Source organism: Limnospira sp. (assembly GCF_051859755.1).
GTDB classification, from domain to species: Bacteria; Cyanobacteriota; Cyanobacteriia; order Cyanobacteriales; family Microcoleaceae; genus Limnospira; species Limnospira fusiformis.
Genome location: NZ_JBIMLI010000144.1, coordinates 1 through 12,745, shown reverse-complemented (window position 1 = coordinate 12,745; position 12,745 = coordinate 1). Strand labels below are relative to the sequence as shown.

Here is a 12,745-nt window from a genome sequence, read left to right as displayed (position 1 = left end):
CGAACCTCCTCGGGGAACTCCTTTAAATCCTCAAGAGAACTGCCAACCCACTCAACTGGTTTTAGTAATTCACTCATACCTCAATTATGCTACTTTTGGCAGATCATGTCAATCCCTGAATCCTGCTATATTGCACTAAAAAAAGTGATGAAGCTAAGTTTATGAAAATTAAAGCCATTATTCATCCAGCAGAAGAAGGGGGCTATTGGGCAGAAGTCCCAGCCTTTCCCGGTTGCATTACCGAAGGCGATACCTGGGAAGAGGTTACGCATAATTTATAAGATGCCGTTGAGGGTTGGCTGACTGTTGCGAATAATAGCCGGAAAAAAATAGCGCCAACAGACGAATAAAAAAAGACCCAGCAACAGAATGAAAAAAAATGATTTTGTTGAAGAAGCGATCGCGCCTGAGACTTAGAAACAGGGTTTATGTGAGAGTTTATGCATCCTAACTGACATGGCAATAGAAACCCGGTTTCTTGGCATAAGTCAGAGCGATCGCCTTCGCATAAAATAGAGTGACTTGACTTTTATCTATATGAATGAGACTGGTGGTTAGAGGCGCTGGGGTAATTATGGGCAATTAACGGGATTTGATATATTGACACTCCCCGCTCTGAAGAGACCGGGAGTGTCAAAACCCTACATCGAGAAGATCCGTAAATTAAAAATAACCAGATTAAAAGTCATGTTAGTGCTATATTTAAGGGATTTTTGTCAGTTTGATCAAGGTAGGTTATAAACATTTTTCGCCCCGACTGTTTTACTTTTGGAAAATACTCTTGAATTCTTCGTCTTGCTCTCTTTGTCGTCGCAATCTCAACAAACGATAATAAAACGCGAGTTTATTACCTATTTTGGAAATTGCCTTACTCAGTATATTGCTTTGAGGATACTCAATGGCTGTGTGTTCTTCAAAGTATATTTTCTTCTCAGTTAGTTTGGACTGACCATTGTTAATTCTTTCTTTTTCAATTTTATCTTTGAAAAACTCAAACCAGTCCGTTCTGTAAAAATCAAAGTCTAATCCCACTTTTGAGGCGGCTAAACCCATTGAATACCCTTCTCCATCGTACATTCCTTCACTTTCAAATAAGTAAGAAAGTGTTTGCCAGACTCTAAAAAATTCTACTTCTTTCCCTGATTGACGACGTAGCACAAACCAAAACTCGTGCAGCCATTGAACGTTCTCGATGTCAACCCCTATCCTCTCAGCTATTTTCTTGACAAGTTCACTGTTACGTTTATTATTTCTCTCGTCTAAATGCTTTACCAAGGCACAGCCCGCTCGAGCTGTTAATCCTGGATTCCAACTCAAATTATCAGGAACCCGACTCAAGATTCGCATATCAGCATCCATAAACATACAGGAATCAAATAGAGACAGTGATTTTTCTAATACTAATCGCTTATCATGGTAGCCCTTAACAGACTGTAAGCGGTGCTTAAATGCTAATACTGAAGGAAATCCAGAAAAATCATCTGGTTTGTCAGTTAAAATGACAAATGGTACCCCCGGAGCGTACTTTTGAATATCTTTGGCTAACTCTCTAGCGTGATCTCGGTAGCGCTTGCCGACACTTAATGTACAAAAACAATAGCTGCTAGACATGAATCCTAGGTTTTTGATTGATTTAAATGAACTTAGTTCTGTACAAAATGAACTTAGTTCTGTACAACTGGAATTAATGTATACTGCTACACATTTTATTTGTTGGAAAAACTCCCAAGACACACCCCACTTATACTATGATAACACTTGGCTCTGTCTTATGTCAACTTCTCAGATAGCTTGACGTTATAGGAAATTCTATGTACAATAAAGCCGGGAGAAGTATGAATTATTTTTTGGGAACCACAAAACATTTTTTATAAAACCATGAGATTATGTTATTACAAGCTACCAGAAGGTATTAATAATTTCGGAGATGAGCTTAACCCTTGGATCTGGAATCAACTAATTCCAGACCTAATCGATGATGATAATAGCCTAGCTTTTGTGGGAATTGGCACGCTCCTGAATGATAATTTGCACTACCGTACCCGTTGGGCACATCACAGAGTTATATTTGGGACAGGGGCAGGCTATGGTCAAGAGGTATTAAAGCTAGATGATTCCTATAAAGTCTATTGTGTGCGAGGCCCGCTTTCGGCTCAGGTTCTGGGACTCGAAAATAATCTAGCTGTTACCGACGGAGCTGCTTTGATTCGTCAGTTATTTACCAGCACCAACGAGAAAGAATATAAATTCTCGTATATGCCCCATTATGAGCTTGCTGGCCTAGGTTGGGAAACAGTTTGTAAAAATTTAGGATTTGGCTATATTGATGCTAGGTCGGACGTGGAAGAAGTTTTATCATTGATTAGCAGAACAGATGTTTTAATAACTGAAGCGATGCATGGTGCGATCGTTGCTGATGCACTTCGGGTTCCTTGGATACCGGTAGTAACTAACCCCACGATTCTATCTTTTAAATGGCAGGATTGGTGTGCCTCGATTGGAGTCGATTATAACCCTTGTTATATTTCCCGATTGTATGACCCAAAACAAAGGTTAGACTTATTGACTCCCATTCGTAAAATTAGAGATAAATACAGACAAGAACAAGCAGCTATTGCTTTAAGGAAAGTAGCAACGAGTCAATCTCCTTGCCTCAGTCAAGACTCTCGCATTGAAAGTCTAACTGAACAGCTTCAAGAAAGACTTAACATTTTCCGGGCAGATTTTCAGAATGGCTTATTTAGGAGTTAACGTTAGAATTTTGTGTTTGAGTAAACTAGCCGAAGTTAAGTTTTTAATAAGGGCATGGGCAACCAAAAATCCCGACCTAAAAAACCAACCTAGTACCACAAGGCATTTTCCGACAATTCAAGGAGTCTTTACTGGGAGAGTGGGAGAATAAAAAGGCGGTGAGGAAACAAGCAGCCATGGCATTTGAAGCGCAAAAACGTTGGCTGTACAGCCGCAATTTAGACCCGAAAATGGTGCCGCCCCCGACTATGCGCTATATGTTGATTAATTCGTTTTCCCATGCCCTAATGCGTCAACTAGCCCTAGAATGTGGATACAATGCGGCTAGTTTGCGAGAACGGATCTACTCGAAACCGCCAGAGGATGAAAAGGGTCCCCAAGCGGGGGTTTTAATCTATACGGCAGCCCCGGATAGTGAGGGAACTTTGGGGGGATTAGTTAATCTGGGTGAACCGATTACCCTCGGCTATCACATCGCCCAAGCCCTAGAGGCTATGGGTCTGTGCGCTTCTGACCCCCTTTGTGCAGATCACAAACCGGAATCGGGAAGTCCCTCTCTCCATTGGGCAGCCTGTCACGCCTGCCTATTTAGCCCTGAGACTTCTTGTGAAAGGGGTAACAAGTATTTGGATCGATCGCTACTGGTGAAAACGTTTGTCGAGAGGGATCTGCATTTCTTTCACTCCTAGGGGCTGATTTGCCTGGACTGGGCTGATTATGGATGCGAGGCTAGTCTGTCCTATTTCCCAGAAACCCAGTTTTGGGGGAGATAATACCTGATCTAGTTGGCAGCGAATATCGTCAATGCCGAATTTTTGGCTGAGGGTAGCCTGAATTTGGGAGAGTAAACGATCGCCTTGTTTTAGGTCTATATCTACTTTGAGGGTGGCTTCCACGGCATAATAACCTGGTGCGATCGCTATAATCAGCAAATCTTCGACGGCTACAATTCCCGGAAAGTTGGCGATCGCCTCTCGGACTAACTCCCGATCTACCCCCACCGGAGATATATTTAACAAAATCGCCAAACTGTGGCGGATCACAGGTAGCGAACCCAAACCCACCAACACCGACACCCCCAAACCGACGGCACCATCAGCCCAAGTACAATCTGTTAACCAAATAGCGATCGCTGCCACAATAGCGCCAACAGAACTGAGGGTATCAGCTAAGATATGAAGCAAAACCCCCCGCATATTCAGGTCCTGTTGACCATCTCGGTGCAACAGCATGATATTACAGCCATTGACCCCCAAACCAATGATCGCAACTACCAACATAGGTAAACTCAAAATGGTTTCCGGGGGATTTTGTAAATGTCGGATCGCCTCCAGACCAATGGCGATCGCCCTCCAATTGCGGATAACATATCCCCTAGACTCAGAAACCTTCTGTCAGAGTTTCTGCATCCTCACAGAGATTTTGCTATAAACCCGGTTTCTTGGCATAAGTCAGAGCGATCGCCCATGCTAGAATTATCATAGACCGTAAGGCTGAATGCAGCGTAGAAGCATTAACGTTGAGGAGAATATAACCATGTCTGCAAGAGAACAATTAATTCGTGAGATTTCCCAAATCCCGGATCCTTTAGTAACAGAAGTGTTAAACTTCTTACTCTTCATCAAAGCCAAAAATCAACAAGATGATTCGGCGGCATCAAATTCAGAAACTCAAGAAGAACCATCTTTTTTAAAGTTTATAGATAAAATTAATTCTGAAATTATCGCAGAAGAAAACACCAAGCTACCAACGGACTTCTCCAAGAATATAGACCACTATTTGTATGGATCGCCCAAGGAATAAGCATGAAAAAAATCTTGGCGGATACAGGTTATTGGATTGCCTTACTACAGTCTGTTCAGAAATCATCTGATCACCTCTCAAAGTCCCTCTCCCTCTCTGGGATCCAGATTTAGGGTGAGGGCAATATATTAAGCGACTGGTGAACAAGCTGTAAATCCCGATGACGATCTACATCCCCAAGCTAGAAACATGGCAATTTATCTAAAAAATGTGTCTATTGTCACCAGTGAAATGGTGTTTACTGAATTACTCAATGCTTTTTCGGGAAAGGGACGTTTTTATAGAGAAAAAGCTGTGATATTTATTAATTACGCCTTGGATAATTCTGAAATTCAAGTTGTCAGTCAAACCAATGAACTCTTTAAAAGCGCACTTGAGTTATATCATAGCCGACCCGATCAAGCATGGAGTCACACAGATTGCACCTCATTTAAAATTATGTAACAACAAAATATATTAGAAGCACTCGCTTATGATAAACATTTTGAACAAGCTGGATTTGTTGCTTTATTGCGTTAGGGAATTACGCGATCGCACCCTATTTTTTCCCTCTCCTTGAACCCTGAAACCGGGTTTCTTTGGTAGGAGCGATCGCCTTCCAATTGCGGATACCATATCGCCTGAGACTCAGAAACCTGGCTGATGTGAGGGTTTCTCTATCTTCCCCAAGATGTCAACTAGAAACCGGGTTGATCGGCATTTCTGTGACCAGTAACAATGGTTAGTGTCATGATAACTCGTCTGATTTAACCTCCAAACTTCGTAGGCGGTTAATAGCTGCCGCTAATTCAAAACGTCGGAACATAGCTAAATCTCCCTGGGGAAAAGGACTAATGATATCCAAACCCTTTTCATCAAGATCTGCCATAACTTGATCAAGAATTTCTGGGAGAGTTTTTACCCCATCAATGTATCTGTTTTTAGCGTAAACCATCGCCTCAGCGATCGCCTTTAATTGGTCTTTAGACACCAACTGTTCCACCGCCGATAAATCCACATCCTCCGACCCAAAACTTACCTCATCCACATCTCGCACTTTCACCCGCACATCTCGCTTTCCACGACTAGGATCAAGACTTTCTGGTAGGGGAACCCGTGGCTTAATCTTACCAAACTTTTGACCCCCTTCTGAGGTGCGACCCGTGGTATATTCAGCGGCGATCGCCTTAGCTTTTTCGGTCAATTCCACTGGCTGAAAATTATCCATAGCTATCACCGTATCAGCCACATCAAAATAGTCGCCACTTCCCCCCATCACCAGAATAGTAGACACCCCATAATCATGGTATAGTTGTTGAACCTTATCAATAAAAGGCGTAATCGGTTCCTGTTCCTTCGCAATTAAAGCCTGCATTCGGCGATCGCGAATCATAAAATTAGTCGCCGCCGTATCCTCATCTACCAGTAACACCGGAGGAGTCCGTTTTTCTCCTAAAATTAAGGCTTCCAAGGCTTCCATAATATTAGCCGCTTGGGACGTGCTACCACTAGCATTTTCCGTGGAAAAATCAGTAGTCGATCGCCCTTGGGGAAGCTGATTAATAAAAGGTGAAATATCCACCCCCGCCACACTGCGACCATCTTCGGCGCGCACTTTCACAGCAGCCGCGTCCGTCACCACAAATTCTCTGCCATCATCAGGGATATGGTTATAAACTCCCCTTTCAATAGCTTTAAGAAGAGTCGATTTTCCATGATATCCACCCCCCACAATTAGCGTAATTCCCCTAGGAATACCCAAACCCCTAATCGGTCCCGCGTTGGGTCGGTTTAGTTCAACTTCTAAGGAACCCGGAGACTGAAAAGCGATCGCATTTTCCCTCGATAAGGGGCGGTCATTCACCCCACTTTGGCGCGGTAAAATAGCATCATTAGCAATAAAAGCTACCAGGGAATGATCGCCTAATTGTTGTCGCAGACTTTCCGTATCTTCCACCGTTTCCACGTGACGCTGACAGGCTGCTTCGTCTAGGTTTTCGTATTTGAGGGCGCGATCGACAATAGCCGGAATATCCTCACATAACATAGCCACCGCTTGGCGACCCAGAATATTGCGACCCCTGGCTGGGAGTCCCACAAAAAAGCGAATTTCGATGCCTTTTTCCGACGCGGCGGCTATCGGTTTCCCCCGTTGTAGCGCCGGGTTTCCTCCTATGGTTTTCGGGGTTCGGTTAGCGACCTCCACTAAGTAGGCGGAAGTCCGCGCCAGCACTTCCTGACCAACCCTGGTAATCGCAATCATACCACTTTTACCCGTACCCCGACGACTGCTAATTTCATAAGCCGCGCGGTCAAACTGTCGGGTAAGATAGTCTCTTAGCGCCACTTCTCGGATCGGGTTTTTGTATAGTTGCGGCGGAAAATTGGCGATCGCTGGTGGAATTTGTACCCGAAATTTACTGGGGGAAGCAAAGGGATCGCCCTGGACATAATCAATAATTAGGGTAAAGTCGGGAAATTCATATTCACCCGATATATCTTTATAGGCTTTATAACCTCGGTTGTCGAGGTCTAGTAATTTTTGATGCAGATACTGTTTATTATTCATCGGCAAAGTTGACCATTCAAATATATATTATACCAGCCCTTCATGCCGCCATAATATTTTAGCAAATTCGGGGCTGTATCGTCCGCAATTTTTACCCTATTTCATCCGCATCTATATTTAGCTGTTTTTCGCCAATTTCTATATAGTTGTGATGGCCATAAATATAAGGAAATGTCCTCGCTGCAATTTTCACGAATACCGGAGGGGCCGGAAGTAGATGACTTAAACTAGCATCAAATTCGTTGTTGATTTCCCTCAACACTTTAATTTCTGTCTCTAGGGTATCTGATAATTTGTTGATTTTTGCCGATTGCTTGATTAATTTTTCCCAGATAATTTGGGCTTGGGTTTCATACATTTGAGATTGCTTGGCTCTCAGAGATGCTTGCAGATTTTTGACCTTCATTACAGCCACTTTAATATCTTGGTCAATATGCTGTAAGTTAACTGGCAGGTCAGCGATCGCTTGTTGTTCTTGGTGATGAAATTCGGTCATGGCTGCCGCTGATTTATCTTCAGGAAATATCAACTTTACCTGAAAATCTGACCGGATACGGCGGACGGCATGATATTCAGCGATCGCCTCATTTAATCTCTGATTAAGGCTATCCCATTCCTGTTTCAGTTCCCCCAGACTTTTCGCCATAATTTTACCTCTAATTTTATCGACTAATCACAGGGTTGTAAACTACTTAAAAGCACTACTATTCTATCAATAGCTTCTCGTAATTCCTGAGTTGATAAATTCGACTGATTCACTATGATAGCAAAAACCAACGGCGAATAACTCTCAGATTTTACATAACCCGCCAGAGAAGACATCCCTCTCATAGTACCAGTTTTTGCCCATACCTGACCCTGTGCTGGCGTATTTTGAAAGCGTCTTTCCAGAGTGCCACTGACCCCCGCCACCGGGATAGCATCTTGATAAATTTCCCAGTGGGGAGAGTTCCACATTACCCGCAAAGTTGCCACCAACACTTGGGGAGTAGCCAGGTTATGACGAGACAACCCAGAACCATCTCGCAGTACATATCCTGACCGACTAACCCCTAAATTATCTAGCACTTCCGCTATCATATTTAATCCCGAACTGGCTGCATCCAAACTAGGTCTTTGGACTCCCAAAGTTCTAACAATTGCCTCAGCAAATACATTGTTACTTTGCATATTTAAAGTCTTCACCAATTCCGACAATGGCGGTGATTCCACCCAGGCAACTTCCGGTTCCGAACGCTGAGAATAATTAGCCAGTATCCCCCTATTGACAGATATTTCTTGTTGTGATAATATGGTTGTGAATCCCTCCAAAAAGTTGGCGCCCGGATTAACAACAGCCGCAAAAACATTTTCTGGTTCCGCCCCAATATGCAACTGCCCAGACACCCGAATAATCGGTTCCGTAAAAGAGCGCCCAATCGCTACAAATTCAGGTTCTGTAGTGCTAACAGTCCGGGTTTGATTATCAATTTGCCAGCCGATTCCTTGTTCAGGTCTAACCCAGGTTACTCGTAAAGGTTGCCCCACATTTTCAGTCGGCCAGAGTTTTAAATCTAGGGAATTTTGATGTAAAATCAGACTATTAACCGGGGCTCCATAACCCGCTTGTACATCTTCCCATTCCCAGTTAGGATTGACAGTCATCCCCGGAAAATATCCGTCCTTAGCCACCAAGGTATCAATTTGGGAAATACCGCGATCGCGCAATTGTTGGGCTAAACTTTCCAGTTCAGTATTAGTAATGGTCGGGTCACCTCTTCCGACAATATAAACATTGCCATTGCCACTACTATAAACAGAAGTACGGATGCGAAAATCTGGCCCTAGTGTTTCTATACTCGCCACCGTAGTTAAGAGTTTAATCGTCGAGGCGGGGAGAAAAAAACGCTCCGAGTCCAGACTATATAAAACTTGGCCAGAGTCTAGGGACTCAACCATAATTCCCCAGCGGGAACGAGAGAATTTGGGGTCAAGGGCGATCGCATTAATTTCAGTTTCTAGTACCGCTGGACATATAGACCTAGGTTCGTTGGCCATAACCGGCACAGAGAAACTGATCAGAGTCGAAAAGAGAGCGATCGCAATTGATTTCATAGTCCTTATTTGGAGAATTGCCACACAGATGTGGAAATATATAAACTGTCAGTATTAATTTAATACATATAACCGTCGTGAAAATTTTTGTTTACCATACCCCCGAATTAACTCCTACAGACAGCATTCCCGATTGTGCGATCGTTGTTGATGTACTCCGAGCCACTACCACCATAGCCACAGCTCTGAACGCAGGGGCGGAAGCCGTGCAAGTCTTCAGCGATATCGATGAACTCATGGAAGTCAGCGAAAAATGGCCCGCCGACAAACGCCTACGAGTTGGTGAAAGGGGGGGGCAAAAAGTCGAAGGTTGTGACCTAGGTAATTCTCCCCTCAACTGTACCCCAGAAGTGGTTGAAGGTAAACGACTCTTTATGACCACCACTAACGGGACCCGCGCCCTCCAGAAGGTTCAGAATGCCCCCGTAGTAATCACATCAGCTTTAGTAAATCGCCGAACCGTCGTAGAATATCTAATGACCACCAAACCAGAAACCATCTGGATAGTAGCATCAGGTTGGGAAGGTAGCTTTTCCCTAGAAGACACCGCCTGTGCCGGAGCCATTATTAATAGCTTGTGTTCAGAAATGGGTTATCCCATAGATAACCTAGGGGGGAATGATGAGGTTTTCGGTGCTGTAGCCCTTTATTACCAATGGCAAAATCAACTATACAAACTCATGAATACCGCCAGCCATGGTCAACGTCTAGCACGTCTCGAATGCTACGACGACCTGAAATATTGCGCTGACACAGACATTGTAACCGTGCTACCCATCCAAAGCGAACCAGGGGTCTTGATTAAATCGAAAATGAAAATGCAGAGTCTTCAATATTGGATTGAACAATCCCTCCCCTTATAGGCTGTTTATTGATGGCTAAGAAAAATTCTCTGGCTATTAGATCATAAATAATTGATGAATTACTCCCCTCTCTGCCTATGGGAGAGGGGTTGAGCGTGAGGGTTGGAAGTATGCTTGATTAGGAAAGACAGGTTGATATTCTATGAGCAACAACTGAAAACCCGGCTTCCGCAAAGAAACCAGGTTTTCTGTTGTCACAATGTTTTAATTAGACTTATTGTGCATCATCAGTTTCCGACTGCTGAAAAGCCTTAGCAGTTTTCTCTTGAGCCAACTTGAGAATCAGCACGCCGAGAGGAGGCAGACACAAATCAAGGGATTGGGGATAATTATGGAACCACCACTCATCAGTCCATTTTCCGCCCAAATTACCCATATTGCTGCCACCGTATTCACCAGAATCGCTATTAAACAACTCCGTATAGAAGCCGACTTCGGGAACGCCGACGCGGTAATGGCTATGGGGTTGGGGAGTGAAATTACAAACCACTACCACAAACTCACCTGTATCCTTAGAACGGCGGATAAAAGAGACCACACTATGGCGGTTATCGCTACAATCAACCCACTGGAACCCGGCTTCCGCAAAGTCCTGGTCATAGAGAGCAGGTTCACTGCGGTAGAGAGTATTTATATCTTTAAAAAAGCGCTGAATCCCTTTGTGTGCATCAAACTGCAACATTTCCCATTCCAAGGTTCCCCAAGCATTCCACTCCTTCCATTGAGCAAACTCCATCCCCATGAAGATAGTTTTCTTACCAGGGTGAGCAAACATATAGGTAAATAAAGCGCGGACATTAGCAAATTTTTGCCAATCATCCCCTGGCATTTTACCGAGAATATTGCTTTTACCATGTACGACCTCATCATGAGACAAAGCCAACATGAAATTCTCGCTGTGGTGATACCACATACTAAAGGTAATGTTATTTTGGTGGAACTGGCGGAACCAGGGGTCCATGTGGAAATAATCCAACATATCGTGCATCCAACCCATGTTCCACTTGAGGTTAAAGCCTAAACCACCGACATAGGTTGGCCAGGAAACCATTGGCCAGGAAGTGGATTCTTCAGCAATGGAGAGGATACCAGGGAAGTAGCTAAAAATGACATGGTTAGTCTGGCGAATGAAGTCAGCAGCTTCGATATTTTCACACCCGCCATAATCGTTAGCGACCCATTCCCCATCTTCCCGACAATAGTTGAGGTAAAGCATGGAAGCGACAGCATCAACCCGAATACCATCGATGTGATACTTCTCAAACCAAAACAGAGCATTAGCTACCAGGAAGTTACGGACTTCATTACGCGAGTAATTAAATACAAGGGTTCCCCATCCTTTGTGTTCACCTTTGCGGGGGTCTCCGTGTTCGTAAAGGTGGGTTCCGTCAAAGAATGCCAACCCGTGACCGTCTTTGGGGAAGTGACCAGGTACCCAGTCCACAATTATCCCAATACCGTTTTGGTGACACTTATCTACGAAGTACATAAAATCTTCGGGAGTGCCAAACCGGGAAGTGGGAGCATAGTAGCCTGTAACCTGATAACCCCAGGACCCATCAAAGGGGTGTTCGGCAACGGGTAGAATTTCGATATGGGTAAAACCTAGTTCTTTGACGTAGGGAATCATTTGATCGGCCATTTCCCGATAGGTAAAGAACCGACTACCGGGATCCAGTTCTACGGCCTGTACAGGAGGCTCAACGGTTCCATCGGGTAATGTGTGGGGTTCAGAAAAGGGAGCGCGATTCCAAGAACCTAGGTGACATTCATAAACAGAGACGGGGTGTTCGAGAGGGTCGGTATTCCGCCGCTTCTCCATCCATTCGTCATCGTTCCACTTGTAGTTATTTAACTCAGCTACAATTGAGGCGGTTTTGGGTCGGACTTCCTGTTGGAAACCGTAGGGGTCGGATTTTTCGTAAATGTGACCCTCGAAGTTTTTGATTTCGTATTTGTAGGCTTCTCCTACACCAATTTCAGGAATAAAGAGTTCCCAGACTCCGTTACCAAATTTCCGCATTTGGTGTTTGCGACCATCCCAGTGGTTAAAGTTCCCCAGAATTGAGACGTTGCGAGCGTTGGGAGCCCAAACGGCAAAGTAGACCCCATCCACGCCATTTAAGTTCATGGGGTGAGCGCCGAGTTTTTCGTAAATACGATGGTGATTACCTTCGGTGAATAGGTGAATATCAAAATCGGTTAATTTGGGGGAACGGAAAGCATAGGGGTCGTGGGTGACGCGCTCGTGTTCCCCTTCCTTGAAGCGCAGTTTATAGTTTTTCAGTTCGGGAATATCAATAACACACTCGAAGAAGTGGGGGTTATGAACGGAGTACATGGGGTACTCTTTCCGTTCTTCGGGTAGTACAACCCATGCTGCATCAGCGGTGGGGAGATAGGCTCGCACGGCCCATAGGCTTTTTCCATCTTTCTCAATTTGATGGGGGCCTAGGACTTCAAAGGGGTCGTGGTGATGGTTCCAAACAATCTTGTCAATCTGATCTAATGCTATGGTCATGGATATCAAACGCTCTACAACAAAAAGATTACTAGAGTTAACACTGATACATTTACGCGACATTTTTCCGGTTGTTCCCGGACAATGCGACGATAGCACTATTACCCGTTAAGATAACAGAGGCGGTATCCCGCAAAGCTTTTAGAAAGATTCCAAAAGCACCGT

The 12,745-nt window shown here is 44.2% G+C and carries 12 protein-coding genes and 1 pseudogene; 7 read left to right on the top strand and 6 right to left on the bottom strand.

Annotation, left to right across the window (positions count from 1 at the left end; genetic code table 11):
- Window positions 1–161: 161 nt before the first annotated feature.
- Window positions 162–350, top strand: a pseudogene (locus ACTIE0_RS19795) (type II toxin-antitoxin system HicB family antitoxin).
- Between the two features lie 412 nt (window positions 351–762).
- On the opposite strand, the gene ACTIE0_RS19790 reads toward ACTIE0_RS19795, so the two are convergent.
- Window positions 763–1,611: a hypothetical protein gene (locus ACTIE0_RS19790; RefSeq protein WP_006668939.1), complete on the bottom strand. Its 849-nt coding sequence runs from the start codon at window positions 1,609–1,611 to the stop codon at window positions 763–765.
- A 267-nt stretch (window positions 1,612–1,878) separates the two neighbouring features.
- Between ACTIE0_RS19790 and ACTIE0_RS19785 the strand changes: the two genes are divergently transcribed.
- Complete coding sequence (locus ACTIE0_RS19785; protein ID WP_006668938.1) at window positions 1,879–2,751, top strand: polysaccharide pyruvyl transferase family protein; 873 nt, start codon at window positions 1,879–1,881, stop codon at window positions 2,749–2,751.
- A 158-nt stretch (window positions 2,752–2,909) separates the two neighbouring features.
- Window positions 2,910–3,440 carry a DUF1998 domain-containing protein gene (locus ACTIE0_RS19780; RefSeq protein ID WP_150105321.1) on the top strand — a complete coding sequence of 177 codons (531 nt, stop codon included), beginning with the start codon at window positions 2,910–2,912 and terminating at the stop codon, window positions 3,438–3,440.
- On the opposite strand, the gene ACTIE0_RS19775 is transcribed toward ACTIE0_RS19780, so the two are convergent.
- Window positions 3,390–4,043, bottom strand: a complete 654-nt coding sequence (locus tag ACTIE0_RS19775; RefSeq protein ID WP_006622799.1) for a cation diffusion facilitator family transporter — start codon at window positions 4,041–4,043, stop codon at window positions 3,390–3,392. The two genes, ACTIE0_RS19780 and ACTIE0_RS19775, sit on opposite strands and share 51 nt — an antisense overlap.
- A gap of 24 nt (window positions 4,044–4,067) precedes the next feature.
- Between ACTIE0_RS19775 and ACTIE0_RS19770 the strand changes: the two genes are divergently transcribed.
- The 3 genes from ACTIE0_RS19770 (at window position 4,068) to ACTIE0_RS19760 (ending at window position 4,998) form a co-directional block, all read left to right on the top strand.
- Window positions 4,068–4,235: a hypothetical protein gene (locus ACTIE0_RS19770; protein ID WP_006622800.1), complete on the top strand. Its 168-nt coding sequence runs from the start codon at window positions 4,068–4,070 to the stop codon at window positions 4,233–4,235.
- A 52-nt stretch (window positions 4,236–4,287) separates the two neighbouring features.
- On the top strand, window positions 4,288–4,554 hold the full coding sequence (locus ACTIE0_RS19765; protein WP_006622801.1) for a hypothetical protein: 267 nt from the start codon (window positions 4,288–4,290) through the stop codon (window positions 4,552–4,554).
- A gap of 189 nt (window positions 4,555–4,743) precedes the next feature.
- On the top strand, window positions 4,744–4,998 hold the full coding sequence (locus tag ACTIE0_RS19760; protein WP_006622802.1) for a type II toxin-antitoxin system VapC family toxin: 255 nt from the start codon (window positions 4,744–4,746) through the stop codon (window positions 4,996–4,998).
- Window positions 4,999–5,281: 283 nt separating this feature from the next.
- Here the strand turns inward: ACTIE0_RS19760 and ACTIE0_RS19755 are convergent, their stop codons facing one another.
- The 3 genes from ACTIE0_RS19755 to dacB form a co-directional block, all read right to left on the bottom strand.
- Window positions 5,282–7,102, bottom strand: a complete 1,821-nt coding sequence (locus tag ACTIE0_RS19755) for an ABC-ATPase domain-containing protein (RefSeq protein ID WP_006668933.1) — start codon at window positions 7,100–7,102, stop codon at window positions 5,282–5,284.
- 91 nt (window positions 7,103–7,193) lie between these two features.
- Entirely contained in the window at window positions 7,194–7,748 is a 555-nt protein-coding gene (locus ACTIE0_RS19750) for a hypothetical protein (RefSeq protein WP_006622805.1), read from the bottom strand.
- A gap of 23 nt (window positions 7,749–7,771) precedes the next feature.
- The gene (gene dacB / locus ACTIE0_RS19745; protein ID WP_006668932.1) at window positions 7,772–9,196 is read right to left on the bottom strand and encodes a D-alanyl-D-alanine carboxypeptidase/D-alanyl-D-alanine endopeptidase; all 1,425 of its coding nucleotides are present in this window, start codon (window positions 9,194–9,196) and stop codon (window positions 7,772–7,774) included.
- A gap of 77 nt (window positions 9,197–9,273) precedes the next feature.
- On the opposite strand from dacB, the gene ACTIE0_RS19740 reads away from it, so the two are divergent.
- Window positions 9,274–10,059 carry a 2-phosphosulfolactate phosphatase family protein gene (locus ACTIE0_RS19740; RefSeq protein WP_006622807.1) on the top strand — a complete coding sequence of 262 codons (786 nt, stop codon included), beginning with the start codon at window positions 9,274–9,276 and terminating at the stop codon, window positions 10,057–10,059.
- 214 nt (window positions 10,060–10,273) lie between these two features.
- On the opposite strand, the gene glgB is transcribed toward ACTIE0_RS19740, so the two are convergent.
- Window positions 10,274–12,580 carry a 1,4-alpha-glucan branching enzyme gene (gene glgB / locus ACTIE0_RS19735; protein WP_008056071.1) on the bottom strand — a complete coding sequence of 769 codons (2,307 nt, stop codon included), beginning with the start codon at window positions 12,578–12,580 and terminating at the stop codon, window positions 10,274–10,276.
- Between the last annotated feature and the right edge of the window lie 165 nt (window positions 12,581–12,745).